We start from the raw sequence: 26471 nt of genomic DNA on the forward strand, positions 1-26471 counted from the left end.
CTCAGATGACCTCTGACACCACCCTCATGCGCCAGGAAATCCTGGAGATCCCCGATGCCGTCGACCGTCTTCTGTCCCACGGGGGCGATGACATCCGCGCAGCGGCCACGGCTGCCCGCCAGTTGGATCCGGACTTTCTGCTGTCGGTCGCGCGCGGCTCGTCCGATCACGCCTGCACCTACCTGAAATATGCCAGCGAACTGGTACTGCGGCGTCCTATGGCTTCGGTCGGGCCGTCCGTGAAATCCATCTACGATGTCGACCTGCATGCAAAGGGCGCGCTGTGCCTGTCCGTCTCGCAATCGGGGATGAGCCCCGACATTGTCCGCATGACGAAATCCGTTACCGAAGGCGGCGGCATGACCGTGGCAATCACAAATGATCCGGCCTCTGATCTCGCGCATGTGGCCTCGAACACGCTGGCAATCCACGCGGGCCCCGAACTCAGCGTTGCCGCGACAAAAACCTTTGTCACCTCGCTTGTGGCCGGGCTGTGGCTCATCGCCGAGATCAGGCAGGATGCCGGTCTGATCGCCGCAATCCAGGCCCTGCCCGCCCATCTGGCAACCGCCACCGCCTGCGACTGGTCTGAGGCCGCTGCGGCAATGGACGGACGCTCTCTGTTCACGCTGGGCCGTGGCCCCTCCTGGGCCATTGCAAATGAAGCAGCGCTCAAGTTCAAGGAAACATGTCTGATCCACGCCGAAAGCTATTCTTCGGCCGAAGTGCTGCACGGTCCGGTCTCCATCGTCGAGCAGGGGTTTCCGGTTATTGCCTTTGCGGCTGGTGACGCCGCCGAAAGCAACCTGGCCGAGGTCGCAGACGCGCTGACCGACAAAGGAGCGAAGGTTTTTGCGACGTCGACAAAAACCAATAAAGCAACTTCGCTGCCCCATACGCGAACCGATCACTGGCTCACCGACCCGATTGCGGCCATTGTGTCGTTCTATGGCATGGTTGAAACGGTGGCCTGTGCCCGGGGTATCAACCCTGACACGCCGCGCCACCTCAGGAAAGTGACCGAAACCGTATGACACCTGCGACGATCACATTCACAGGCGGACGCATTTTTGACGGTAAACACCTGAACGACGCGACAGCCGCGCGGTTTCGGGATGATGTGTTTGTGGGAATGGTGCCGGACGCAGAGATTGCCGCAGATGACAGGGTCATTGATCTGGACGGCGACATCCTGTCACCCGGTTATGTCGACCTTCAGGTCAACGGCGGCGGCGGAGTCATGTTCAACGATGACCCATGCATTGAGACTCTGGCGCAGATCGCCAGCGCGCACCGGTCGCTTGGTTCAACCGCGATCCTGCCCACACTGATCACGGATCGCCCGGAAAAAACCTCTGCCGCTATTGAGACTGTGCGGTCAGCCCTTCGCAAGCGTGTTCCGGGCATCGCGGGGCTGCATCTCGAAGGGCCGCATCTGTCGCTGGCCCGCAAAGGTGCGCATGACCCGGCCCTGATCCGGCCCATGAATGACGCAGATCTTGATCAGTTGCTTGCCGCCCGTGCCGGCATTCCCGCTCTGAAGGTCACGATTGCACCCGAGAGTGTTACCCCCGCTCAGGTCAGGAAACTGACCCAGGCGGGCATCATCATTTCGCTCGGCCATTCGGATGCGGATTTCAACACATGCTGCGCCTACGCGAATGCCGGCGCGACCTGCGTGACACATCTGTTCAACGCGATGAGCCAGATGGGCAACCGTGAGCCGGGTCTTGTCGGCGCGGCACTGGAACTGGGTGCGCTCTCTGCCGGGCTGATCGCGGATGGCATTCACGTGCACCAGGCAACAATGCGTGCCGCCTGGAAAAGCAAAACCGGACCGGGCAAAATCTTTCTTGTCAGCGATGCGATGGCCGTGGCGGGAACGGAGCATACGCGTTTTTCCCTCAATGACAGGGAGATTTCCCGCACCGATGGCCGGCTGACCCTGGCAGACGGTACACTCGCCGGAGCAGATCTGGACATGACCAACGCGCTGCGCGTACTTGTCACCAGCATGGGCGTCGATCCCGAGGCAGCGCTGCGGGCCGCCACATCCGTTCCAGCGGCCATAATTGGCCTGCAGTGCGGGTTGGTACCCGGAGAAACCACCCTTGCCGACATCAACCGGATATCCGGCGCCCTGACGGGGTTGCGACCGCTTGATACCATGTCAGACCCGCTGCAATCGACCTCCCCGTAGCGGGGCGTGACTGCCCGACCCCCAAGAAGGTGCGGCATGGATCGCACAGACCGCATGTATACACTTGCTACCTCATACAAATGCGACATTCAAAGAACATGTCAAAGTTCACTCCCGCGCATTTTTACCACCAGGGAGAGGTAATGAGACAGAATCCCGGAACCAGTCAGAACAAAGAAGAGTGTGTCGTCAAAACATCCATGAAGCGACACACACAAGCAGTTTATGACTAAGGAGAAGGTCCGGATCGTGCTGATCGACCTGAAGGTCGAAAACATCATCTCGAACGCCACAAACCGATTGTGATCTTTCGGTGCAGCTACGTGACTCTCTGCCACCATCAGCACACAGGAAATCGACCTGCGCAATGCAGGGTAATGCTTGTCTGAGTCGCCACGCGCAATGGTATTTTGAGGGGTTCAGCCCTCCGTGAATGGTTTGCAGTGCAGGACATCTGCACGGCGCGAAAAGGCGTTGCGCAACAGCAGGCCATCAGCGCTGTATGGCAGACGTGCTTCTTCCCCCCGCCCGATGGCTGAAACCCGGCTGAACGGGCCGATAACACTGAGCATCTCCGCTTCAATGCTGTCGGCGCGCTCCTGGGCGAAACGTGCATTTACATGCCGCGGGCCGGTACTGTCGGCGTAGCCGACGACGACCAGCTGATCGCTGTTGCCTGTATTTTTGTCTCTGAGCCCGTCAAACCTGTCTGCGACCAGGTCGCTGACCTTTGCCAATACGGCATCCGGCGTCAGATCATCAGGAAGAAACAGAGACTTTTCATTCAGATCAGGAAGCCCTGCGATACCCTCGATGAAATCAGAGCAACCCGACAGCTGGCTGCGTGCAAGGCCGGTTCCAAAACCACTGTCATACTGAGGCTGAGCATCCCAGACGTAGTCAGCACAAACGATATCGCCTGGTCTGCGCGCGCCCTGGTCGAAAAAGAAACTCGCCACCGGTGCGCACTGAGGCAGCCCCCGACGGACAAGACCGCTGTCCGGTGACTGTTCCGGATCAAACTGCTGTACGGGAATTTCAGGCATCTCCAGACCGTCCAGTGCCTCCTGAACCCGCGCGACAAATTCATCGAGGCCAGGATTTGTCTGTAACGTAACAGGAACGGAAACCTCGTCTGGCAGTTCTAGGTCAACTGTCGCCGTCACACTCAGCGGGCCGGTTTCATCCAGGCGTTGCTGCAAGTCGCCCGCATCAGGTACCAGCGTCACCGTGAGGTCATCGATACTGCCTTCCTCACCAAGCGCGGCGACGGCATCACTGATCCGCGTTGTATCGAAAGCCAGATTGGCCGTCAGCGTGTTTTCTTCTTTCTGAAGTTCCGTCTGAAGTGTTCCAATGGCTTGCCGTAAAGCGATGAAGTCAGGATCATCGGGCTGCAATCCGACCGGCACATTGAGTTTGCCCGCCCCTGCTGTGACCTGTGAAAGCATAAATTCAGAAAGATCAGAGCCATCCGGTGCCAGCACACCTTGCAACAGCACATCGACGGGCACACGGCCATTCTCATCCGCAATCTGTGCGAGCAGATAGGCCAGTGCGTTGGACCCGTCCGGTGTTTTGACCTGTGATAGTACCACATCCAGCGGAACGCCAGACGCCGGGCCGACAATCCCCTTTCTGACGTGTTCCTCCGCAGAAACATCCCCTGGTGCAAGGACCTTAGTTACTTCTACATCCACAGGAATGCTGCCATCCGGTCCGGCAATCTGTTGCAGGACGTATTCCTCCAACGATTGGCCATCCGTTGCGTTGCGGCCTTTGACAACGTTCCCGACTTCGACATCGACCTTCAAGGCTCCACCTTCCACGCCATTTATTGTGGACAGAATACGACTGAGCTTTGCGTCCAGCTCTTTTCTTGCATTCTGCGCATTGAGAGCAAGTTCCGTCGCCAGACGGCTCACCTCTGCCCGCTGGCACCAGGCCATCAGCGCCTGCAGGTAAGCCAGTTCCATCTGGGATGCGCTGACCCTTTTCTTTTTCTCCTGTCCGATCCCTTCCGACTCAGCTGTCCAGTACGCGGTGTCTTTTGGCGTTGTGCATTCCTCAATGCCAAACAGCCCCACATCGCCGGGCACCGCTGTTTCAGACACAAGAAGCGGATAGCTGCTGCCGAGGCTCGCAACACGGGCAGGATCTGCCAGACGGGCTGTCTGTACCCCGTTCTGCCCGTTGATCCCGCCGATCAGATGACGCAGCACGGCATGCCGTGCTTCCAGATCGGCTGATCCCGCCTCGTCAGGTTTCAGCGATTTGACCGGACCAAGCCCGCCCAGAAAGGTGATCACGGCAACAGTGACGGCAGAACTGCGCACAAACCCGCGACGGCGCTGTGCCACAAGGCCTTCAACACGCGCTTCTGCCCGGTTGAGCGCTTCTTCCGCCTTTTTGAAATCTGGCAGCCGCGCGAGCATCTGTTGAAAAGCTCTCGCAGTCTGGTTTGGATTTGCGATCTTTCCACCAAACACATGGCGGAGTTGCGCGTTATAGGTATCCGCACTTTCGCGCACCCACTTCAGGCGCCCCAGCGCTACCCGTTCACCCGTTTCTTCTTTGAGTTCCGTTACCGTAGCGTAAATGTTTGTGATTGCCTGAGCCAGAAGACCAGCCCCGATTGCAGGCAATGCCCAGACGGTCGAGGACATGACGCCCTTGAAGGTGACATGCTCGGTCGTCGAGGCCCCTGGGATTCCGGAAAAATCGAGCCAGTTTTCAAACAGGCAAACCCCCGCGACAATGGACAGAGCGATCACATCCACAAAGGTGGTCCACCTGTTGAAAAAGAACAAACCGGCGTATCTGCGCCCGAGTGAACGGAAAACAGATTGCCTGACTTCGACGGCCTGATTTGCGATCCGGCCGATGCCATACGCGGCGTACATTCGCAAAAGACACGCTGCAAAGAACAGAACAGCCATCAGGCTGAATTCATTCGTTGTCAGCGTGAAGGCGTCCGTCTTTACAAAAGTAGCCACAATACAGAAGAGCAAAAAGACACAGCCCAGCGTGATGGACGATGTTCGGAAAAACCGGGTGATTGCCTGATAGACATCCGGCGGTGCCGGGCGAACCAGCTTCTTGCCGAGCCTGAAATCTTCTTTTGTGAACTCTCTCTGTGACGCCGCATCTGCGGGCGAAAGACCCAAGAGCCTCAGCAGACTGTGCCATGCGTTGGCAGTTGCGCCATAGAGGCCATCTCTGTCCTTATTGCCCTTACCACCTTCACCCTCCGCCCCGGACTGTCCACCAGCAAGAATAAGATGCGGCAGGCTTCGGTCCAGCACCCGGCCAAACCTGGACGACAGCGCAACCAGAGCTTTGTCAGCCTCAAAAAACGCGTTCTTGACGGTCACGAGGCCCGCCTCTGACCCTTCATCCACCATGGCGGTACTCAGCGAACCGGTGGTCAGCATTTCCCTGCTTTGCGACACGATTCCTGCTTTGGACCCAGGGCCATCACGCCGGATCGCAACAGGCCACAGCACGGCGCTGTGCAAATCATATGCTTCCTCCCCCGGGGTTGCTTTGTCGCTCTGATCAGCCCGCGCAACCAGATCGGCACCAGGACCACCATCGCCCACAGCATCGCGATCAACTGCGAACTTCATGATATGTGCGACGCTGAGCGCCAGCGCATCTGCCACATCCCTGGAAAGAAGATCACTGCTGGCCAGCCCATCAGGGACAGAAATACAGATCGAAATGAACCCACTTTGATCAATACTCGCTGCCAGTCCGAATTTGGCACGATCAAACAGCGCGCCGGCCTCTGCCGCTCTTTCAGCATCGCTCATCCTGCTGGCAAGGCGCTCCAGCCAGCCTGCAATAATATCGAACCCTGGCAGTTCCAGAATGTCGCGGTAGAGGACCGTCTGAAGAGCTTTCAGACGACCGAATGTTTCGGCGTCATCTTCTTTGACATCGACGCTCTTGCCGCTGACTTCTGCGGCGAACCGGATCAGCTCGCCTTCGAGCTGATGGGTGTTCCCAACGGAAAAATCCAGCGTTTGTGCATCAGGTTCTTCTTCCGTTTCCGTGCCGAAGTCCCGGGGCGGATTGACGGCACGGTGTGGGAGCGGTGTCCAGTCCAGGTACCGGTACTCGGGTGTCAGGGGGCCCTCATGCCCGTCAGAGGGGCCTGTAAAACGCGTCAGGCCTTCGCTCGAAACCCCGCGTTCACGGTTCGTCGCCCAACGATTGAAAGGCGCGCGGGGCGTGTTCTCACCTGCGCGCGCCTGGCGGACATAAGACACACCGTCTGAGTTCAGAACCACGCGGTACCAACCGCTGATCACCTGCGGCCAGACAGCAGAATCAAACTGAACATTCGTCAGATCCGCCTTTTTGACAGGGTACCCGGAGTTCAGGCGATCCCAAATCCATTCCAGCCTGGTCTGCTCTTCCTGCTCTTCCAGAAATGCCTGGAAATAGTATTTCCTGAAAACATGCCATGCTGTGCGCAGTGTTGCCTCGATGCAGGTCTGCACCTCTTTGTCGACATCCGCGTCCGGCAGAAGCGTTTCGGGTGCATCGACATAGTCGTCCAGACGAATGGATTTTTCTGCCTTCGCTGAGTTCTCTCCATCCAATCCGGACGCAATTTCACGATCCGGCTTGTCGATTGTCGCAAGCCTCTCGGACACGCGCTCGATCAATGCGGGCTGAATTTGCGGATCAATCTTCTTGGACAAAACACCAGCCGCTGTGGACAGCGCCTCGATCAGATTGTTTCCCTGTGACGTTTCATTACCGCTTGCCTCTGGTGATTTCGGTCCGAAAGCGAGTTCGCTCAGTCTTGATATGGCTGAGTCGCGCTTCTGAACAGCTTTCTTCAGACGGTCTTCTGCATCTTGTCTTTTTTGCAGCCACAGATCATTGATTGCCGACTGGGCGTGACTTGCTGCGGCTAAAAATTCCTCTGACCTGTCCTGAAAGCCAGGCAGGCGCCATTGGAATTCAGGGGTGCGCGGGGATGTTTCACCAAAGGACGGCATCGACCTGGGCCACGGATCCTCACTGACGGTCTGACTTGGCCGGCGCGTATGTTCCTTGATCAGGTATTGATAGAATGCATGCCAATAGAGACCGGTTTCCGCTTTTGCAGAAAAGTTTTCGGCGACCGACCGGTCAATGGCATCGAATTGCTCAACCGGTTCCAACTGGTTGGCTGTTATCAGCTTTTCACTGAAGTCAGCACGCAAATGCTGTGCTGCATCGGCAAGCTCGGCCTGAATGGATTTGCGCCTCAGTTCAAAGGCGGCGTTCGGCCCGTCAACAATGAAATCAGCGAATTTGACTGCTGCAGCCTTACGCGCAGCCTCGGTATTGAAAACGGTGTTAAATGTATGCAGGACACTATTCAAAAACATGTCGGATTCCTCAAAAAAGGACGAAGAAAATACTGAAAATAAATCTGGCCGTCTAAAAATTCGTGCAACATCTAATGGTTGAGGCACGACCTTGAGTTTCGCCCGAAAATAGTTTGTCCGTCAAGACTTGAGAAAAGATGAGAATTTCGGGAGGCCTTGGGCGGTCCAGACACGCAGCGCCTGAACGACTTTTTGATCGGCCGCTGCGAAAGACAGCTACCGAAGTGATCGCCCCAACACAGTCTGTTGCCACAGGGATGCGTAGGCATGGAACTGCGTGGCGAGTTCCGGGCGGATGATCGTCTGTGTATTCTGCACCAGCATTGACGACTGGCTGCCGACCAGCATCGCAGCGCCCGCGCTTGTACCCGTCGTGCCTGAGGCAGCGAAAACGGGTGAACCGGTCGCGATGGCCAGCATTTCGAGATAAAGTTGATTGCCCGCAAAGGGACCCTCAACAATAGCTTTCCCATCGTGGCCGATATTGGAAAGGCATTCAGCAGTTACCAGAGCCAGGTAAAGTGCAACAGCTGCTGCGCGTCCGCCTGTTCCAGCCTCTGGCTCGGGCCCGACCCAACCGGATATGTGCCCCTTGAACGGGCCGCTCTCTGCAGTGACCGCGGGCATCAGCATAATCCCTTTTGTGAGAACATGCTGCACATCCTGCAGGCTGGGTTCATTGCTGATGCCACAGGTTGCAATGTCGTGTTCACGACCGCCCATAAACCGTGCGGATGGTGCGGGATGCCCCCGGGCCGTTACGTTGATCAGTGTGTCAAGATTTGGATCAAGCGATACGTTTTTGCCACCAACAGACATCGCAATCACCCACGTACCGGTTGACACAACGCTGAAAGGGGGCTCCTGGCAAAGTACGTATGGGAGGAGCGACGCATTGGAATCGTGAATACCACAACAGACGGGCGTCTCAGGCGGCAAGCCAGTCTGTATTGCCACATCTGGCAGAATAGTCCCGATGATTTCAGATGGTCCGAGCACCGGAGCGAGCTTTCTTGCTATCCCAAGCCTTTCGACCAGACAGGAGAAATCCGCCTGGTGCGGGTTCCACAGATCGGTGTGGCACCCCAGCGACGTAACATCCATCCCTGTTTGCCCTGTAAGCTGAACGCCCCAGAACTGCGGATAGGTGACAATGCGATCTGTCCTGTTCTTCAGGCCGGGATCAGCCTGGAACTGCCAGAACAACTGTGCGCCCACATTCAGCCCACCAGCGAGCCGCGGTGACCCTGTTTCGGAAAACGGTGGTCTGATTGCATCGTAGGCCTCTGACAACTCGTCCGGCCCGTTGTGTTCATAATCCAGGATAGGTGCTGCCAGTTGCCCGTCACGCTGCAAAAGGGCAACACAGGCGCCATGCGTGGTGACCGATATCGCATCAATCCCGTGTGCGGCGTGAAATTCCCGCAACCCATCCAGCAGAAAGGCCCAGTGTCCCTGCACATCGAAGTGCGGCCAGGGCGGGCCGGGCAGAACGGTATTTGCACGGGTTACCACGGCGATTTCCGTCAGGCTGTCCCGGTCGACCAGTACAAGTTTTACGTTGGTCTTCCCGATATCTATGACGGCAACGTGCTGCGTCATGGCATGTGGAAAACGGGTTCAAGCGGTGTGGCAACCGGCTCATTGTCCGGATGTGTATCCATGATATCTGCCATATGCGCCCACCATCTCTGCATCACCGGGTGCTCTGGCAGCGCATCCATACCGTGCCCGTCGACGCGCCACAGGACGCCAAACAGAATATTTGTCTCTGCGTCCAGATGGATGGAATAGTCCGAAACTCCGGCATCCTTCAGCAAAGTAACAAGCTCTGGCCAGATCTCGTCATGGCGTCTGATGTAGTCTTCCCGGCGTCCGGGCAACAATTTCATTTTAAACGCATACTTTTCCATCATCCGGCCCGCCACATCGCCCACAGTCGTGGCAGCGCAATCACACCGATCAGCAGCGCACCGATCACGATGGACATCACGATACCCGGTACGTTCAGAAGACCGAGGCCGAAGGTCACAAGCCCCATCACAAAAGCCGCGATGACCACACCGACGATCGTGCCTGATCCACCCAGAATGCTGACACCTCCCAGAACGACCATGGTGACAATCTCAAGCTCCCAGCCGGTCGCAATGGACGGGCGGGTAGACCCCAGCCGGGCCGTCAGGCAGATCGCCGCGACGCCGGACATGAGGCCTGTCAGCAGAAAGAGGATGAACCTGACCCGCTGCACACGGATGCCCGAAAACATCGCTCCCGTCGCATTGTTGCCAATCGCATAAACGGCGCGACCAAAGTTCGTCTTGTGCAGAAGGACAGCGTAGATCAGCGCGATGACTGCAAAGAGCACGAATTCGAACGAGATCACCCACCAGACATACCCCTGCCCGAACCATGAAAAGCTGGCCGGATACCCGCGAAACGCCTGATCGCCCAGCACGATGTAACTGATGCCGCGAAACAGGCTCATGGTGCCGATGGTCACCACGATCGACGGCAGTCCCAGACGGGTGACAAGCACCCCGTTGAACGCCCCACAGATCAGACCAACACCAAGACCGGTCAGAACCAGCCCCGGCGTACCGACGCCCATCTGCACCGCTGCACCCATGGCGGTCGAGGCCAGCGCAATGATTGACGCGACGGAGAGGTCGATCTCCCCGGAGATGATCAGCAGCGCCATGGCAAAGGCGATCATCGCCTTTTCAGTGAAGTTGAAGGTGGCATCGCTGAGGTTCCAGGCATTCAGAAAGTAAGGCGATGCAAAGCTGTTTGCGACAAAGATGCCGATGGCTACAAACAGGAGCAGCGTTTCCCAGCTTTTCAGCCTTTGCTCGAAAGGGGATCGCAGCCGGTCGGGGATAACACGGTCTGTGGTGCTCATGATGCCTGCTCCGCGCGTTTGAGAATGATACGGCCTTTTTCCCGGTTGGCCTGGGCGTTCAGTGCAACCGCAACAATGATCGCACCACCCGAGATCGCCAGTTGCCAGAACGGTGAAATATCCACCACCGGCAGAGCATTCTTGATGATGCCGAGGAAAAGCGCACCCAAAAGTGCGCCCGCGACCGTGCCGATGCCCCCCATAATGGACACGCCGCCGATCACGCAGGCCGCTACAACGTCGAGCTCAAATCCACCTGCGATATCGACATAGGAGACCGCAAAACGCGACACCCAGAGATATCCCGTCAGCCCGGCCAGCGCACCCGAAATGGTAAAGGCCCAGAACTGTGTTTTGCCGACGTTTATGCCTGCATAGGTCGCTGCATGCGGGTTGCCACCGGCGGCATAGAATGCGCGCCCCAGCGTCGTGCGGGTCATCACGACCGAAAAAATGATCACTGCCAGAATGGCGATCCAGCCCAGGACAGGGAGCCCAAGTATGTCGGCGCGGGGGAAAGCCTTGAAGGCCGGGCTCATCTCGTGACTGTTAACCCATTTTCCGTCCGAAATGACAAAGATAATGCCTCTGAAAATGGTCATCGTGCCCAGGGTCACTACGATGGGCGGGATGGCCAGTTTCCACACCAGAATACCGTTGATCATGCCCAGTAGCGTACCAAGCCCGATGGCAATGACGAGTATGAACACAATCGGCAGGCCGGGAGCCGCCACATTGACCATGGATACAACCATCCCCGTGAGAGCCAGATTGGCTGCCACGCTCAGATCGATGCATTTGGTCAGGATAACAATCATCTGACCGATCGCCAGCAGGATCAGGGGCGACGTGTCGTTGAACACATTCGCAAGGTTGGCCGGGGCAATAAAGCCCGGAAACCGCGATGAAATGAGCATCAGGAGCAGGACAATCGCCCCGACCAGAAGTATCTCGCGCGAAGTGACAAGTCTTTTCAGCATGCTGTTTCCTTCAGATCCCGGCAGCGTGGCGGACAAGCGTTTCAGGTTGCAGATCGTCCCCTGCCAGCTCGGCGACCATGCGCCCCTCGCGCATGACGATTACCCGGTCGGACATGCCCAGAACTTCGGGGATCTCAGAGCTGACCATGATCACCGCAAGGCCCTGGGCTGCGAGTTCAGCAGTGAATTCATGCACTGCTGCCTTCGATCCGATGTCCACGCCCTTGGTCGGTTCATCAAGAATGATGACTTTGGGCCGGGTCGCGAGCCACTTTGCGATCACGACCTTTTGCTGGTTGCCTCCTGACAGATTGCCGACGTGCGTGTCGAGGGATGCAGCCCGCAGATCAAGCCGTTCGGTGTATTCCCGTGCCAGCCTGAATTCTTCTGCCAGTTTCAGAAATCCCTTGCCGGAAATACGTCCCAGCGACGGCAGGGTGACGTTCTGGAAAATCGGCAGATCAAGTATCGCGCCCTGCCTGCCACGATCTTCGGGAACATAGACGATGCCATTGCCGACCGCGTCTGCTGCGGATCTGATCTGCACAGGTGTCCCGGCGACTTCCACGGTTCCGGCGGATGGACGGGTGATGCCAAAGAGCGCCTGCATGAATTCAGAACGTCCGGCCCCGACCAGACCGTAAAACCCCAGAATCTCGCCCCGGCGCAGGGTGAACCCGATGTCCTCAAACTCTGTAGGATGGCTGTAGCCCGCCACCTTGAGCACTTCATCGCCAGGATCCGGTGTGCGCTTGGGGAAAATCTGGCTGACATCACGTCCGACCATCATCTTCACGAGGTCCGCCTCGGTTACATCCGAGACAGCGCCATCACCGATGAGCTGGCCGTCGCGAAAGACGGTGTAGTTGTCAGCAATGCGAAATATCTCATCAAACTTGTGACTGATGAACAGGATCGCTTTTCCCTGCGCCCTGAGGCTCTCCACCAGTTCATAGAGCTCTTCGATTTCCTTGTGCGAGAGCGCCGCCGTGGGTTCGTCCATGATGACCACACGCGCATCAATTGACAGCGCGCGGGCGATGGCGACCAGGTGTTTGTTGGCAATACCAAGGTCCCTGAGCTTGTGGCCGGGATCAATTCCCGCCCCGATACCATCAAGGATTTCGCCCGCTTTTCGTGTCATGGCTTTTCGGTCAATCAGCCCGAAAGCCCCCCTGGGCGCATGCCCCAGAAAGATGTTTTCCGCAACCGACAGCTCATCAAACAGGACTGTTTCCTGATGGATCGCGGTCACGCCGTTGTCGGCGGCCGCCTGTGGCACGGGAAATGCGGTGGGCACGCCGTTTACCAGTATGTCGCCACCGTCTGGCTGATAAATCCCGGTCAGGATCTTTACCACCGTCGACTTACCGGCGCCGTTCTCTCCGATCAGCGCTGTCACTTTTCCCGGGATCAGGTTCAGCGATACTTCGGACAGAGCTTTGACCCCGGGAAAGGTCTTTGTGATCCCGCTGAGTGCAAGAACCGCTGGTTCTGCGGTCGCTCTTTCAGACGGCATGATGGTGTCTGATTGTTTCAGCATTGCAGGTCTCAGCTTTAAAAGGAGAGTGCTGACGCGGCCAGCGAGGCCGCGTCACAGGTCAGTTCAGAGGATCAGAAGATCGACTTGAACTGATCGATATTGGACGCGTCGTAGACGAACGGGTCCGCCATGGCGGCTGAATTGGATTCATCCAGCGTGATGGTCCCCACACGCCCGATTGAGATTTCTGCACCAGGTTCAGCAGTCGCCGCGCCAGAGGCAAGCGCATGGGCGATCATGGCTGCCGAGTACCCCAGATCAATCGGGTTCCAGATTGCAAAAGACTGCGACGCGCCGCTTTCGATGGCGCCCGCCATTTCAGATGGCAGCCCAAGTCCGGTCACATTGACCTCACCGACTTTTCCCGCATCCACGACAGCCTGGGCTGCCGCAACGATGCCGACAGATGTCGGTGCAATGATCGCATCCAGATCAGGGTACGACTGCATGAGGCCTGTAGCTTCACGGTAGGATTTGTCGGCCAGATCATCCCCGTAAACGGTCGAGACAACATTGATACCGGGATAGTTGCCCATAACCTTGGTCATCTCTTCGATCCAGATGTTCTGGTTTGTCGAGGTGGTTGTTGCCGACAGAACCGCAACATCACCACCATCCGGCAGATGATCAGCGGCCAGTTTGATGATCATGTTACCGATCAGCGCATTGGAGGACGGGTTGAGGTGCATCTGGCGGCCCTCTTCGGCTACGCCAGAGTCCCATGAGATGACGGTGATACCGCGCTGCATGGCCTTTTTCAGGGTTGGCACCAGCGCATCGGTGTCGTTTGCCGATACCGCGATCGCATCTACACCCTGCGCGATCAGCGAGTTGATCACTTCGATCTGACCCTCGGCGGTTGTGTCCGTGGGACCGGTATAGATGATCTCCACACCGCCGAGTTCCTCGGCTGCTGCCTGAGCGCCCTCAGCAGCTGCTTCAAAAAAGCCGATGCCCAGAGCTTTGACAACCAGCGCGATACGCATGTCGTCCTGCGCCATAGCTGTTGTGCCAAACAGGCCCGCTGCAAGGCTCAACCCTGCGGTGAGCGTGGTAAAAGTGCGACGTTTCATTGGAATCCTCCCTAAAGTACGTTCGCTTATCAAGCCTCTCTCAGGAGGCCACGTTTTTCTGAGCGCTCCCTGACTGGGTTACGATCAGCGTCACTTCGGCAGCGTCGAGCATGGCCGCTGCTTTGTCTGTTATCCGGTCATCTGTAATGACGGTTGTGATCCGGTTCAGCGGACACAGGACGAGGCTGGAACGCTGCTGAAATTTTGTGCTGTCGGCGAGAACAACCAGTTCGTCGGCCTGCCCGATCAGTTTCTGTTCTGCCTGGATCAGCAGCGGATCCGCTTCCATCAGTCCAAGCGGTCCCAGACCCTGCGCGCCCATAAACATACGACGGGCGCAGAAATTGCGGGTCACGTCGTTGTCAAAGGGTGACAGGATGATGTTCTGTTCGCGGTAGATCGTGCCACCGGACAGCATGATCGTATTCTTGGAATGCTTCAGCAGATGCTCGGCAATGGGGAACGAGTTGGTAAACACCTGCAGCCGGCGGCTTGCCAGTGGGTGCACCATCTGAAAAGTCGTCGTGCCCCCGTTGATAATGATTGCATCCCCGTCCTCGCACAGATCGACAGCAGCGGCAGCAATGGCTTGCTTTTCCTCGATATGCATGGTTTCATTCACCGAAAAAGGCCGGCCGGCCAGCCCCACGAACTGCGGCGGGCTCAATGCCTCGGCACCGCCACGCACCCGGCGAAGCAGCTTGTCCTGGTCCAGCGTAGCAATATCGCGCCGTATGGTTGCCTCTGACGCGCCGGTCAGGTTGCAAAGCTCGATCACTGTGACAACGGGCCGTTCTTCGACCGCTGACAGAATGATCGTATGGCGTTCTTTTTCGTGCATTTCTGGCCTCCCTGATCCTGCAGACTGTCGGGATTCGCGCTATCTGTCAATCAGTTTCGATCATTACCAATCATTTTTTTGTATTAATGATTGATTTTGATTGTTAATGATTGACAAACCGACGCACTCCTATCAGCCTGATGACGAACATCAACGACGGGCGCGCGGCGTCGACCGGGAGGAAACATGTTGAAAACAGTGAAAACTCAGCTTCTTGAAAGCCGCTGGGACGACGACGCGGCGCGTGGAAAAAACGAATCAGAGTTGCTGCTGTATCGCTCCAACATCCTCGGGTCTGACAAGCGTGTGACCAACTATGGCGGCGGCAATACCTCGGCCAAGGTCATGGAAACCGACCCGCTGACCGGCAAAGAGGTAGAAGTGTTGTGGGTCAAAGGATCAGGCGGTGACATTGGCTCGATCCGGATGGATGGTTTTGCCACTCTTTACATGGACAAACTGCAGGCACTGAAACAGCTTTATCGTGGTGTGGAGTTTGAGGATGAAATGGTGGGCTACCTGCCCCACTGCACTTTCAGACTGAACCCGCGGGCAGCCTCCATCGACACTCCGCTTCATGCCTATGTACCGCGCAAACATGTCGATCACGTCCATGCCGACGCGATCATAGCAATTGCTGCCTCGAAAAACTCAAAAGAGCTTACGCAAGAGATTTTCGGCAACCGCATCGGCTGGCTGCCCTGGAAAAAGCCCGGGTACGAACTGGGCCTGTGGCTCGAAACCTTCTGTCTTGAGAACCCTGATGCCGATGGCGTGGTGCTTGAAAGCCATGGTCTGTTTACATGGGCTGACACAGCCAGAGAGTGCTATGATCAGACCATAGACGTCATCAACGTCGCAACCGGGTGGCTGGCGGACAGCAGCAGTGGTGTGGCGCCTTTTGGCGGAGCCGTTCATGACAGCCTGCCACCGCAGCAACGGCGTGCGGTTGCTGCGCGGCTGATGCCCGCCATCCGCGGTTTTGTCTCCGGGAACCAGCACATGGTCGGCCATTTCAACGACAGCGAAGAGGTTCTTGAATTTGTGAATGCACGGGACATGGAGCCGCTGGCCGCTTTGGGCACATCCTGTCCTGACCACTTTCTGCGGACCAAGATCCGCCCGCTGGTGGTACCATTTGACCCCGCAACAGGGGATATTGATACCGTTATCGACGGGCTGCCTGATCAGGTAGACGCCTACCGCAAGGATTACGCCGCCTACTACGAACGCTGCAAACATGCCGACAGCCCGGCACTGCGTGACCCGAATGCTGTTGTTTATCTTGTACCCGGTGTGGGCATGATCACCTTTGCGAAGGACAAAGCCACCGCGCGGATCTCAGGCGAATTTTATGTCAACGCGATCAATGTGATGCGTGGTGCGTCTGCGGTCAGCGAATATCAGGGGCTGCCAGAACAGGAAGCCTTTGACATCGAATACTGGCTGCTGGAAGAAGCAAAGCTGCAGCGTATGCCAAAGCCCCGATCACTGGCCGGTCGGGTCGCACTCGTCACAGGTGGCGCGGGTGGCATCGGTGCAGCTACTGCCCGACGCTATCTGGCAGAAGGTGCCTGTGTGGTGCTGGCAGACATCAACGAGGACGCACTGGCTTTTGCGCAGGAAAACCTGGCCGGCAGCTATGGCGCTGATGTTGTGCGCCGAGTTCACATGGATGTCACCAGCGAAGACGCCGTTGCCCGGGCTTTTGCAGAGGCAGCTGTCGAATTCGGTGGGGTCGATATTCTTGTGTCCAATGCAGGGATCGCCTCTTCGGCGCCTGTCGAAGAGACCTCTCTCGCGCTCTGGAACAAGAATATGGACATCCTGTCTACGGGGTACTTTCTGGTCAGTCGCGAAGCCTTCAGACTGATGCGGGTACAGAATATGGGCGGTGCTGTCGTCTTTGTCGCGTCCAAAAACGGGCTCGCGGCCTCGCCCAATGCGGCCGCCTACTGCACGGCCAAAGCGTCTGAAATTCATCTTGCGCGCTGTCTGGCACTGGAAGGCGCGGGAGCGGGCATACGGGTCAACGTCGTCAACCCGGATGCTGTCCTGCGCGGCTCAAAAATCTGGGAGGGCGACTGGCTTGAACAGCGTGCCGGCACCTATGGCACTGACAAAGACGGTCTTGAGGAAATGTATCGCCAGCGGTCCATGCTCAAACGTTCCGTCCTGCCCGAGGACATCGCGGAGGCCTGCTATTTCTTTGCGGCTGATACCTCCTCCAAATCGACTGGCAACATCATCAATGTCGATGCCGGCAACGTTCAGGCCTTCACGCGATAGGACAGACAATGAGCTATGAAACAGCCAGGGCAGCTTTTGCCGATTGGGGCGTCGACACCGAAGCGGCCCTGGAACGCCTTAAGACCATTCCAATATCCATGCACTGCTGGCAGGGCGACGATGTGGTCGGTTTTGAGCAGAAGTCCGGTTCCTCCGGCGGCGGCATCCAGGCAACCGGCAACCATCCCGGTCGCGCACGAACGCCCGATGAATTACGCGCGGATCTGGAATTTGCCTATTCGATGATTCCGGGCAACCACCGGCTGAACCTGCATGCAATGTATCTCGACACGGATAAGACCCCGGACCGGGACGAAATAGAATACAGTCATTTCGCGCCCTGGGTGGACTGGGCGCGAGATCAGAACATCGGCCTGGATTTTAATCCGACCTTCTTTGCGCATGCGAAGGCCGACGACAACCTCACGCTCAGTCATCCGGACGAGGGCATACGTGACTTCTGGATTGAACACGGCAAACGGAGCCGGGAGATCGCCGCACAAATGGGCGCAGCACTGGAATCGCCCTGTGTCAACAATATCTGGGTGCCTGACGGCTACAAGGACACGCCTGTTGATCGCATGTCGGCACGTGCCCGGCTGGAGGCGTCACTGGACGCGATGCTGGCACCACCGCAGGACAAAACGCGGATGCTGGATGCCGTTGAAAGCAAGCTTTTCGGGATCGGTGTGGAGGCCTGCACAGTGGGCAGCCACGAGTTCTACATGGGCTATGCCATCCGCAAGGGAACCTTGTTGTGTCTGGATATGGGGCACTTCCACCCGACCGAAAACATTGCAGACAAACTCAGTGCGGTTGCCCTGTCACTGGACGAAATTCTGCTGCATGTCTCGCGTCCGATGCGATGGGACAGCGACCATGTGATCCTGCTCAGCGACGATATCCTGCAGATGGCGCAGGAACTGGTCAGCGCGGATCTACTGGGACGCACACACATCGGGCTCGACTTTTTCGACGCCACGATCAGTCGGACAGCCGCCTGGGTGATTGGCACACGCAACATGCAAAAGGCCCTGCTGCGCGCATTGCTGACGCCGCTGGAGGTCCTGAAATCCGCTGAAACAAGGCTCGACTTCACAACCCGTCTGACCATCACCGAGGAGTTCAAGGACTTGCCCTTCGGGGCTGTTTGGGAGGAATTTTCCGCGCGGGAGAGTGTCCCGAACGGTCAAAAACTGATCGGTGAGCTTGAACGGTATCAAAGCAGTGTGTCGGATCGGACCTGACCTGTTGCGCAGTCATGCATGCAGATATCAGGTTTGGCCGCTGGTCTCAGAACTCAGGACCGCAGTTGCGCGCAGTTTTTACCCGAACAGAACATCAGGAACAGCGCGCGGGCCTCATCCCAGCACTGATTTCGGAAAATAGAAACTCACGACCCAGTTCGGCATATCGACGATCTCGGATATCCGCAGATCGCCCGCAACGCTGCACAGCATATAGGCCTCGACCGGTGACACCTTTGCAGTAGCACAGATCCAGTCGATCATCTGTCGCACCGCATCGCGCGCAGATTGCATCAGGTCAGGACCGACCCCGGTTGTCACCCGGTACCCCTGCTGGTCAATATGGTTCGTGACCGGCCCGGAGGTTTCCAGACGCGGAAACGCGAACCGGGCGTTTTTGATCAGGTCGACCTTTATTTCGACTTCCATCGGACTTTCGATGGCAGTGCCGCAGATCTCTCCGTCACCCTGAGCGGCATGGGTATCCCCAAGCGACAGCAGACCACCGGCCACCTCAACGGGCAGGTACAGGGTGGTGCCCTGGCAGTTATCGCGGATGTCGAGGTTGCCGCCCACCCGGCGGGGCGGCACCACGCTGTGATGACCCGGCTCTGAGAGGGCAAGCCCGATTGTGCCGACGAATGGTTTCAGCGCGACCTGACCAAAGGGCGAGAAAACCGCAGGTTTTGCCAGCCCGGTATCATAGTTCCAGACGTGCAGTGCAGCGTCCGGGAAATCATCTGCCAGCAGGCCAAACCCGGGGATGTTGGCCGTCCAGCCCCAGCCCGAGGCGTGGAATTCGTTGAACGTGATCGCAACAGCATCACCCGGCTCCGCGCCATCAACCCAGATGGGTCCGGTGACCGGGTTCACATTGTCAAAATCAAGAGACTTGAGATCATCAAGTGTTGCCATGGCGTGCAGCTGACCCCCGGAGGCATCGATTGTCTCAACTGCAATGGTCTCGCCTGGTGTGACGCTGAGAACCGGTTCAATCGAATTGTCCCAGCCCAGGTGATGATTGTGTTTGTGGATCGTATGATTGCAGCTCATGGGTAGTCTCCGTTTGTTGGGCGTCAGTCCGGATGGAGTTCAGGCACTTAGTCGTATTGGCCCCCGTGTGGAATATGCATCTGTTGGTGAGGGATTGTCCGACGCAGGAGTACCTCCGAAATGCGCAATGATCCCGGCAACGGCGTTCAGCGAAGTCTGGACCGCGCCCTCGACCCAGGCAGGTGTCCAGCTGACCCCATCGCCGGCGATAAAAATCCCCCGTTCCGCAGGCGGCATTTCACTTTGCATAAAATGCCCGAACATGCGGTGATTGTAACGGTAATGCCCCGGCAGTGCACCCTTGAACGCGCCAAGGAAATTCTGGTCCGCTTCCCAGCTCACGGTTATCGGATCCCCCAGAATGTGGCTGCGGATGTCGACCTTTGGATAGATCTTGGCAAGTGCAGACAATGCCAGTTCCACGCGCTGTTCGACAGGCAAAGGCAGGACTTTGAGCGCATCCGTCATCCAGGAATAACTGAGGCAGATGACCGACGGTTTGTCCGGGCCGTTGTCAAACAGGTAGGTCCCCCGCGTCATCCGGTCTGTCAGCGTCATCGACATTGTATCGCGCCCCGTAACCGGGTCTTTGTCTTTCCAGAAAGGCCGGTCAACCATCACAAAGGTTTTGGCCGATTGCATGTAACGCGTCCGGTCCAGTGCCATCCACATTTCCTGTGAAAACAACGTTTCCTGTGTCTCGATCTGCGTTGTCAGAAGATGTGTCTGACAGGTCACGAGAACGGCGCTGAAGGTATCGTTTCTGCCCCAGCTGTCGGTGACCTCAATCGCGTCAGGGGATACGCGCCTGATCCGCTTTGCACCTGCGCGTGTCGCGCCACTGTTGAGACTGCGCAGCGTCGTTCCCGCAGGCCAGTGAGTAATTTTGTCCGGGGCATGCTGCCACAAACCACGTGGCACCTGCTCGACACCGCCGACAACATAGCGCTGGTGATCGTCGCATTCGGTTGCGTTCACCCGCAGTATTTCCAGCATGGAATTTGGGAAATCGCTGTCCCAGCCACCGGTGCCGAAACCAACTTGTCCAAAGACTTCCCGATGGTGAAAAGACAGTTTCCGAAAGGCCTCTGAGGACACCACAAAGTCATAGAACGTGCGTTCATCCCAGCATGAAACAAGCGGGTTCCAAATCTCTTTGATGCGGGGGACATCCCGGTCGCGGATTGCCTGCTTCAGCGCTGTGAAACTGGCACCCTCTTCCAGCGCTGCATCATAGGCACGCGCCACTTCCTGAAACAGAGGTGGCAGATCCTCAAGTGTCTGCGCATAGTGGCTTTCTCCCAGAAGATCGATAACCGTCGACCCGGCAGCTGGTGTCAGAGGGTTGGGGAAAGGCGCAGTCTCCAGCCCCAGCAGGTTGACATAGTGATAAAAGCCGGTGCCGGAGACAGGAAACCGCATCCCGCCCAGCTCGGCGATCACACCGTCCGCGCCCTCAAAAGGTTGCGAGCGCAGACGCCCGCCGAACTGGCCGGATTCGAACAGGATCGGACGCAGTCCAAGTTTCATCAGTTCATAGCCCGCAATCACGCCTGCGGCACCCGCACCAATGATGGCAACCCTGGATCCGTGCGCGGCATCTGGCAGCGTGCCCAGCCCGTCGGGGTGACTGATCCAGTCGTCATAAGCAAAAGGGAAATCAGGGCCAAAGACTGTGACCGGCTTCATGTCAGATCTCCGTAAATGTCCGGGCGGCGGTCCGCCAGGTGCGTCTGTCTTTGTCGCGCATGTTTCAGCACGCTCTGATCGAGTTCGGCCCAAAGCATTGTTTCTGCGCCCGCGCCGCGGACGATGTCCTCGCCGTCCGGACCGCACACGCAGGACAAACCATTGTAGGTAAAAGCATCCTCTGATCCTGTGTAATTGCAATAGGCCAGATAGACCGCATTCTCCTCCGCCCGCGCGGGCACAAGGCGCGCCGCGACACTGTCAAAAGGCACCATATTCGCTGTCGGGCAGACAATAAGGTCGGCCCCATGCAAGGCATGAGCGCGCACGAGTTCCGGAAACTCCACATCATAGCAAATCGCCAGCGCGGCCTTCCATCCATTCAGGTCAAACACGGGTGGAATACTCTGACCAGCGGTGAACTGTGCACGGTCAACCTCGCCAAAAAGATGCGTCTTGTGACAGCGCGCGATCTCCTGTCCCGCGCCATCGATGGCGACGCAGGCATTGTACGGACGCGGATGTCCCGGAAGCGCAAGCCCCGCGACTATGGCAATGCCATGCTCTCTGGCAATCGACTGTATTCCGTCCAGCACCTGCCCGGATTGCCTGGCATGGGTGGCGATCTGCTCCGCGCCGATGTTGTAGCCGCCCAGATACATTTCAGGCGTAACCAGCATGTCGGCGCCCTGCCCCGCAACCATTTTCGCAGCCTCGGACAGCGCCTCCAGCGCGCGCTCTGTCTGCGTCTGAGGGTGCGTTTGCCAAAGTGCGATTTTCATTCGTGATCCCTAGTATGTGTCCGCATAGGCTGCGCATTTTCCCGCCGTATCCAGGTCCGCGATATGGGCGATTTCGGATTCTTTATGTGATCGGTAAACGTCAGCAAACTGCTCTGGAAACCAGCCGGTGACAGTGTCGCTACCGGTGAAGGCATCGAGTGCGGCCTCCAGCGTTTCAGGCAGGCGGGTGAAGCCACGGGCCGCCAGTTCCCCGGGTGACAACAGCGACAGATCATCCTCGGTCGCGGGGGGCGCGCGCAGCTCTTCTTCGATGCCCTGACAGCCCGCATGCACAACAGCCGCAAGGGCCAGATGAGGGCAGGCAGCGGCGTCCGCCGCACGGTATTCGATGTTGAACTGTTTGGCGACCGAGGCAGGCTCCCTTGACGTGACAGGGCACACCCGCAGGGATGCTTCGCGGTCCCGGAAACCAAGATTGTTGTAGGCCGCAGACCATCTGTGCGGTGTCAGCCGTTCGTAAGAAACAACCGAGGGTGCTGTCAGTGCAAGAATCGCGGGCATGTATTTCAGCACACCCGCAGCAAAGGCGTCGGTCAGGCCTGACATGCCGCAGGCGCCGTTTTCATCATAGGTCAGAGGCGTTCCGGTATCGTCGCGAAAACTGAGGTGAATGTGTACGCCGTTGCCAACAGATGCGGTATCGAGGATCGGAGCAAAGGTCGCCGCCTCGCCGGCATGCTGTGCCGCAGAGCGGGTCAGTTCGCGCAGGATGACCGCGTCATCGGCAGATTTCACGCCTGTGCCGGGTGCGACGACGACCTCAAACTGGTTCGGTCCGTATTCCTTCATGATACTGTCCGGCGTCAGACCCGCTGCTTTCAGCGTCCCCATCAGGCTTTCCAGAAACACCCGCTGGCGTTCAAACGCATTCCGGCCAAATCCTTCGTTGGGCAGCCCGGTGCCCCTGAGCTGGAATTCATGCTCGAACGCGGAAACCAAATGCGCACCGCTCAGCCGGTGCAGCCGCGCCAGGGCCTCTCGCAACAGCTGCCGGGTACAAAACGCCCAGGGGTCGCCCTCCAGCGTGACGATATCGCCCAGCATAAAGTGTTCGGTTGCGCCGCCCTCAAAACCCACCTTCACCTCACAGGCCGGATCAGGGACGAGCAGCAGATCGCCCAGCGAGCCGAACGGGCTGTCACCGATTCCGTCAAAACAGTTGATCTGCACGTTCGTAGGTACCCACCCGACCCCACGGCTGAGGCGACGGTCGAGCTGGTCTGCGGGAAATGCCTTGCCGCGTACCTTACCGGCAATATCGCAGGTGGCAGCAAAAATCAGGGGCATCGGTTTCATTGTGTCGTTTCCTTTGTCGTCACGCGCAGTGTGTCCCAGCTCTCGATCCGGTCGCGGGTATGTTCCCAGTGTTCCTCGGCAATGCGGGTCACGATGGCCTCGGTCACGGCAAGAGCGGAGGAATAAGTGTCCCACAATGTACCGGACTCGATGGGCACAGGCAGAACATCCGACGCATGACGCGCAACAGGTGATATCCATTTGTCCGTCATAAGCATGACCCGCGCGCCGCGTTCATCACGGGCCAGCGCAGCGAGTGAGGCAAGCGATGTCTGATAACGGCGAAAATCCACGACAAAGAAGATATCGCCTGCCTTCATCTGCAACAGGTATTCGGGCCAGGTTTCGGGATCAGAGGGCAAGTGAAATACGCCTTTTCGCGCCTGACGGAGGTGGAAGGAAAGATGCGCTGCAATCGTGTCACTGATCCGTCCGCCGATGACATAGACATTGTGTTTACTGCTCGCCAAAAGGGTACACACACGTTGGAATTGCTCCTCTGTGATGGCATCTCCGGCGATGGCCATTTGTGCACTGGCCCTGGTCAGGAAATCTGACAGATAATCCCCTTCGATGTGGCGGCCCCGCTCGTGTACTTCGACCGGGCTGCGGTCACCCTGTTTGAGCTCGGCAATCAGCGAACGCTGAAACTCCTGATATCCGGTCAAGCCGATTTTGGCCATGAAACGGGAGATAGAGGGGGCGGACACCTCTGAGCGCGCGGCCAGATCCTGGATCGATGACAGCCCCGCATAAGGGTAGTCCGACAGGATCGCTGCGGCCAGCTTGCGCTCACCGGCGGTGAATGTGTCGGACGCTTTTTCAATCTTTTGTCTGATCTGCACAGTCATCTGGCACCTGCTTCGGTTACTGGCCAGCGTTTATGAAAAAATAATTTCAGTCAACTCAAAAAACTTGACTTTGGAAATTTTCATTCGTCTACTTTCAGCATTATCAGGGAGCGGTTGTGAGTCGATCAAACGTCATTGATGCCTCTGTGCAGGGGCAGTCAGGCCAGGAAAACCTGCTCAGCGCATCTGATCCTGCGCCAGTGGAATGGTGCATTGCGCGGGCGCAGTCTCCCATTTTCTTGTTGTGCGAACACGCGGGTCGGGCCGTTCCACAGGCACTGGACGGCCTGGGATTGCCAGAAGGCGCAATTGACCGGCATATCGGCTGGGACATTGGCGCGGAAGCGCTGGCGCGCGCTGTATCCCACCGGCTGGAATGCCCGCTGATCCTGCAGCGCTACAGCCGGCTGGTGATCGACTGTAACCGCCCTCCCGGCAGCGCAGGATCCATTCCCGCTGTCAGTGACGGCATCCGCGTTCCCGGCAATGTCGGGCTGAACACCCAGGCGTCAGAGCAGCGCCGGCGGGAGATTTTTGACCCGATGAATGATGCAATCGCAGCCGCGTTTGAATTTCATCCGCGTCAGGCTGTTTTTGCCATCCATTCCTTTACACAGAATTTTCAGGGACAGCTGCGTCCCTGGGATGCGGGCTTTCTGACACGCAGCGATACCGAAACCGCTGGCAGGCTGATGGAAGTGATTTCCGCCGCCGCACCTGATCTGCGGCTTGCGCTGAACCAGCCTTACCAGATTGATGATGCAAGCGACTGGTTCATCCCGCGCTATGCCGAAGCCCGCGCCATGCGGCACACACTGATCGAAGTGCGCAACGACCATCTGACAGATGAGGCCGGTGTTACACGCTGGGCCGATCTGCTGACCCCGGCAATCCGGTCCGTATTGGAGGTTTCACAATGACACTGACCCGCCAGCTGCCTCTGGTGCCGGCACAGTCCGCGCTGCTTTTTGTCGATGTCCAGAATTTCGCCGCCCATCGCGAGGGAGGTGAGTTCAAAGGCATGTCGGCACAGGATTTCGCCTCCGGTTACAGCTGGTTCTTTGACGAGCTGGAGGCCCGGGTCTTTGGCAATATGCAGGCCATTCAGGCCGCCTGCCGCGCTGCCCGGATCGAAGTTATGTATACGACCATTGAAAGCCTGACACTTGATGGTCGTGACAGATCGCTGGACTACAAGATAACCGGATTCAATGTTCCCAAAGGCTCCTGGGACGGTAAGGTGATCGACCAGATCGCGCCCGCAGACGATGAGATCGTTCTGCCCAAATCGTCCTCGTCGGTCTTTATCTCGACCCATATCGATTATGTCCTCCGCAATCTGGGCGTCCGGCAACTGGTCATATCCGGTCTGATCACGGATCAATGTGTGGAAAGCGCCATCCGTGATGCCTGCGATCTGGGATATCTGGTTACTCAGGTGACGGATGCCTGCCTGACCTACACTCCTGAGCGACATGCAAACTCGCTGCGCACCATAAAGGGCTACTGCCGCCAGGTGACCACAGCAGAGCTTGTTTTCGAGCTGGAGAACGTATGATGGTACCGGTTTCTCAGACTGCTCTGCCGGGTCCGGAGCGCGCATGCTGGAACTGACGGGCATCAGCAAGTCGTTTGGTGGCGTTCATGCCGTCCGCGATGTCTCATTCCTGCTGGAAGCCGGAGAGGTTCGCGGACTGATCGGACCAAATGGCGCGGGCAAGTCCACGCTGGTCAACCTGATCTCGGGGCTATTGACGCCCTCGTCCGGTACAATGACGCTGAACGGCGTACCGCTCACCGGGCAGAGCGCCCATCAGCGTGCCCGCCAGGGCATTGCGCGTACGTTCCAGAACCTGCGGGTTTTCCCCAGCCTGAGTGTCGAACAGAACATAGATGTTGCCCGTTATGCGGGGGGCAGCGCCGCCCTGCCGGAAGCCGCGATAAGGCAATTCGGTCTGCTCGACAAACTGACTTTGCCAGCCAACGCTTTGTCCTATGGCGATCAGAGACGTCTCGAAATCGTGCGCGGACTGGCACTGCGGCCACGGATCCTGATGCTGGACGAACCCGCAGCCGGTATGAACGAAGAAGAAACCGAAGCTCTGGGCCACGCGCTGAAATGGGTGCAGCAACAGGCTGACTGCGCACTCTTCGTGATCGATCATGACCTGAAATTCATTATGACCCTCTGCGACCGGATCACAGTGCTGGATATGGGGTCAGTGATCGCCGAAGGCACACCTCAGGAAATTACCACAAACCCAAAAGTCATCAGCGCTTATCTCGGCGACGACGTAAGCGCGGTGGCCTGAACTTA

Annotated in this window: 20 protein-coding genes; 7 read left to right on the top strand and 13 right to left on the bottom strand. The window is 57.7% G+C overall.

What is annotated here, in order from left to right; all coding sequences use genetic code 11:
* The first annotated feature begins 5 nt into the window (after positions 1-5).
* The gene (locus Q1A34_RS20055; RefSeq protein ID WP_300038797.1) at positions 6-1034 is read left to right on the top strand and encodes an SIS domain-containing protein; all 1029 of its coding nucleotides are present in this window, start codon (positions 6-8) and stop codon (positions 1032-1034) included.
* The gene (gene nagA / locus Q1A34_RS20060) at positions 1031-2200 is read left to right on the top strand and encodes an N-acetylglucosamine-6-phosphate deacetylase (RefSeq protein WP_300038800.1); all 1170 of its coding nucleotides are present in this window, start codon (positions 1031-1033) and stop codon (positions 2198-2200) included. Before Q1A34_RS20055 ends, nagA begins: the two co-directional genes overlap by 4 nt.
* Positions 2201-2619: 419 nt before the next feature.
* Here the strand turns inward: nagA and Q1A34_RS20065 are convergent, their stop codons facing one another.
* The 8 genes from Q1A34_RS20065 to Q1A34_RS20100 form a co-directional block, all read right to left on the bottom strand.
* A complete protein-coding gene (locus Q1A34_RS20065; RefSeq protein WP_300038803.1) occupies positions 2620-7590 on the bottom strand; it encodes a hypothetical protein in 4971 nt (1656 codons plus the stop codon).
* A gap of 216 nt (positions 7591-7806) precedes the next feature.
* Positions 7807-9192: an FGGY-family carbohydrate kinase gene (locus tag Q1A34_RS20070; protein ID WP_300038806.1), complete on the bottom strand. Its 1386-nt coding sequence runs from the start codon at positions 9190-9192 to the stop codon at positions 7807-7809.
* Positions 9189-9503 (bottom strand): L-rhamnose mutarotase, encoded by a 315-nt coding sequence (gene rhaM, locus Q1A34_RS20075; RefSeq protein ID WP_300038909.1) that lies wholly within the window; start codon positions 9501-9503, stop codon positions 9189-9191. Before rhaM ends, Q1A34_RS20070 begins: the two co-directional genes overlap by 4 nt.
* Entirely contained in the window at positions 9503-10489 is a 987-nt protein-coding gene (locus Q1A34_RS20080) for an ABC transporter permease (RefSeq protein WP_300038809.1), read from the bottom strand. The genes rhaM and Q1A34_RS20080 overlap by 1 nt, the downstream gene beginning before the upstream one ends.
* Positions 10486-11469 (bottom strand): ABC transporter permease, encoded by a 984-nt coding sequence (locus tag Q1A34_RS20085; protein WP_300038812.1) that lies wholly within the window; start codon positions 11467-11469, stop codon positions 10486-10488. Before Q1A34_RS20085 ends, Q1A34_RS20080 begins: the two co-directional genes overlap by 4 nt.
* Before the next feature lie 10 nt (positions 11470-11479).
* Positions 11480-12988, bottom strand: a complete 1509-nt coding sequence (locus Q1A34_RS20090) for a sugar ABC transporter ATP-binding protein (protein WP_300038815.1) — start codon at positions 12986-12988, stop codon at positions 11480-11482.
* Between the two features lie 95 nt (positions 12989-13083).
* Positions 13084-14085 carry a rhamnose ABC transporter substrate-binding protein gene (gene rhaS / locus Q1A34_RS20095; RefSeq protein ID WP_300038818.1) on the bottom strand — a complete coding sequence of 334 codons (1002 nt, stop codon included), beginning with the start codon at positions 14083-14085 and terminating at the stop codon, positions 13084-13086.
* 40 nt (positions 14086-14125) lie between these two features.
* Positions 14126-14926, bottom strand: a complete 801-nt coding sequence (locus Q1A34_RS20100) for a DeoR/GlpR family DNA-binding transcription regulator (protein WP_300038821.1) — start codon at positions 14924-14926, stop codon at positions 14126-14128.
* Positions 14927-15112: 186 nt separating this feature from the next.
* Between Q1A34_RS20100 and Q1A34_RS20105 the strand changes: the two genes are divergently transcribed.
* The gene (locus Q1A34_RS20105; protein ID WP_300038824.1) at positions 15113-17215 is read left to right on the top strand and encodes a bifunctional rhamnulose-1-phosphate aldolase/short-chain dehydrogenase; all 2103 of its coding nucleotides are present in this window, start codon (positions 15113-15115) and stop codon (positions 17213-17215) included.
* Positions 17216-17223: 8 nt separating this feature from the next.
* Positions 17224-18462: an L-rhamnose isomerase gene (locus Q1A34_RS20110; RefSeq protein WP_300038826.1), complete on the top strand. Its 1239-nt coding sequence runs from the start codon at positions 17224-17226 to the stop codon at positions 18460-18462.
* A gap of 114 nt (positions 18463-18576) precedes the next feature.
* On the opposite strand, the gene Q1A34_RS20115 is transcribed toward Q1A34_RS20110, so the two are convergent.
* From Q1A34_RS20115 to Q1A34_RS20135, 5 genes are read right to left on the bottom strand one after another with little or no spacing between them, the layout of a single operon-like run.
* A complete protein-coding gene (locus Q1A34_RS20115; RefSeq protein ID WP_300038829.1) occupies positions 18577-19515 on the bottom strand; it encodes an acetamidase/formamidase family protein in 939 nt (312 codons plus the stop codon).
* Positions 19516-19554: 39 nt separating this feature from the next.
* Positions 19555-21204 (bottom strand): NAD(P)/FAD-dependent oxidoreductase, encoded by a 1650-nt coding sequence (locus Q1A34_RS20120; RefSeq protein ID WP_300038832.1) that lies wholly within the window; start codon positions 21202-21204, stop codon positions 19555-19557.
* Entirely contained in the window at positions 21201-21986 is a 786-nt protein-coding gene (locus Q1A34_RS20125) for a carbon-nitrogen hydrolase family protein (RefSeq protein ID WP_300038835.1), read from the bottom strand. The genes Q1A34_RS20120 and Q1A34_RS20125 overlap by 4 nt, the downstream gene beginning before the upstream one ends.
* 9 nt (positions 21987-21995) lie before the next feature.
* Positions 21996-23303 (bottom strand): glutamine synthetase family protein, encoded by a 1308-nt coding sequence (locus tag Q1A34_RS20130; protein WP_300038838.1) that lies wholly within the window; start codon positions 23301-23303, stop codon positions 21996-21998.
* A complete protein-coding gene (locus Q1A34_RS20135) occupies positions 23300-24154 on the bottom strand; it encodes a MurR/RpiR family transcriptional regulator (protein WP_300038841.1) in 855 nt (284 codons plus the stop codon). The genes Q1A34_RS20130 and Q1A34_RS20135 overlap by 4 nt, the downstream gene beginning before the upstream one ends.
* Positions 24155-24270: 116 nt before the next feature.
* Here Q1A34_RS20135 and Q1A34_RS20140 point away from each other — a divergent pair, with 116 nt between their 5' ends.
* The 3 genes from Q1A34_RS20140 to Q1A34_RS20150 are packed head-to-tail and all read left to right on the top strand — an operon-like array spanning position 24271 to position 26466.
* Complete coding sequence (locus Q1A34_RS20140) at positions 24271-25074, top strand: N-formylglutamate amidohydrolase (RefSeq protein ID WP_300038844.1); 804 nt, start codon at positions 24271-24273, stop codon at positions 25072-25074.
* Entirely contained in the window at positions 25071-25712 is a 642-nt protein-coding gene (locus Q1A34_RS20145) for an isochorismatase family cysteine hydrolase (protein WP_300038847.1), read from the top strand. Before Q1A34_RS20140 ends, Q1A34_RS20145 begins: the two co-directional genes overlap by 4 nt.
* 43 nt (positions 25713-25755) lie before the next feature.
* Complete coding sequence (locus Q1A34_RS20150; protein WP_300038850.1) at positions 25756-26466, top strand: ABC transporter ATP-binding protein; 711 nt, start codon at positions 25756-25758, stop codon at positions 26464-26466.
* The last annotated feature ends 5 nt before the right edge of the window (positions 26467-26471 follow it).

This window comes from uncultured Roseobacter sp. (genome assembly GCF_947491795.1).
GTDB lineage: Bacteria > Pseudomonadota > Alphaproteobacteria > Rhodobacterales > Rhodobacteraceae > Roseobacter.

Coding starts and splice junctions, on each gene's coding strand:
- Q1A34_RS20055 (WP_300038797.1), top strand. CDS start 6: ATGACCTCTGACACCACCCTCATGCGCCAGGAAATCCTGGAGATCCCC.
- nagA (WP_300038800.1), top strand. CDS start 1,031: ATGACACCTGCGACGATCACATTCACAGGCGGACGCATTTTTGACGGT.
- Q1A34_RS20065 (WP_300038803.1), bottom strand. CDS start 7,590: ATGTTTTTGAATAGTGTCCTGCATACATTTAACACCGTTTTCAATACC.
- Q1A34_RS20070 (WP_300038806.1), bottom strand. CDS start 9,192: ATGACGCAGCACGTTGCCGTCATAGATATCGGGAAGACCAACGTAAAA.
- rhaM (WP_300038909.1), bottom strand. CDS start 9,503: ATGGAAAAGTATGCGTTTAAAATGAAATTGTTGCCCGGACGCCGGGAA.
- Q1A34_RS20080 (WP_300038809.1), bottom strand. CDS start 10,489: ATGAGCACCACAGACCGTGTTATCCCCGACCGGCTGCGATCCCCTTTC.
- Q1A34_RS20085 (WP_300038812.1), bottom strand. CDS start 11,469: ATGCTGAAAAGACTTGTCACTTCGCGCGAGATACTTCTGGTCGGGGCG.
- Q1A34_RS20090 (WP_300038815.1), bottom strand. CDS start 12,988: ATGCCGTCTGAAAGAGCGACCGCAGAACCAGCGGTTCTTGCACTCAGC.
- rhaS (WP_300038818.1), bottom strand. CDS start 14,085: ATGAAACGTCGCACTTTTACCACGCTCACCGCAGGGTTGAGCCTTGCA.
- Q1A34_RS20100 (WP_300038821.1), bottom strand. CDS start 14,926: ATGCACGAAAAAGAACGCCATACGATCATTCTGTCAGCGGTCGAAGAA.
- Q1A34_RS20105 (WP_300038824.1), top strand. CDS start 15,113: ATGTTGAAAACAGTGAAAACTCAGCTTCTTGAAAGCCGCTGGGACGAC.
- Q1A34_RS20110 (WP_300038826.1), top strand. CDS start 17,224: ATGAGCTATGAAACAGCCAGGGCAGCTTTTGCCGATTGGGGCGTCGAC.
- Q1A34_RS20115 (WP_300038829.1), bottom strand. CDS start 19,515: ATGAGCTGCAATCATACGATCCACAAACACAATCATCACCTGGGCTGG.
- Q1A34_RS20120 (WP_300038832.1), bottom strand. CDS start 21,204: ATGAAGCCGGTCACAGTCTTTGGCCCTGATTTCCCTTTTGCTTATGAC.
- Q1A34_RS20125 (WP_300038835.1), bottom strand. CDS start 21,986: ATGAAAATCGCACTTTGGCAAACGCACCCTCAGACGCAGACAGAGCGC.
- Q1A34_RS20130 (WP_300038838.1), bottom strand. CDS start 23,303: ATGAAACCGATGCCCCTGATTTTTGCTGCCACCTGCGATATTGCCGGT.
- Q1A34_RS20135 (WP_300038841.1), bottom strand. CDS start 24,154: ATGACTGTGCAGATCAGACAAAAGATTGAAAAAGCGTCCGACACATTC.
- Q1A34_RS20145 (WP_300038847.1), top strand. CDS start 25,071: ATGACACTGACCCGCCAGCTGCCTCTGGTGCCGGCACAGTCCGCGCTG.
- Q1A34_RS20150 (WP_300038850.1), top strand. CDS start 25,756: ATGCTGGAACTGACGGGCATCAGCAAGTCGTTTGGTGGCGTTCATGCC.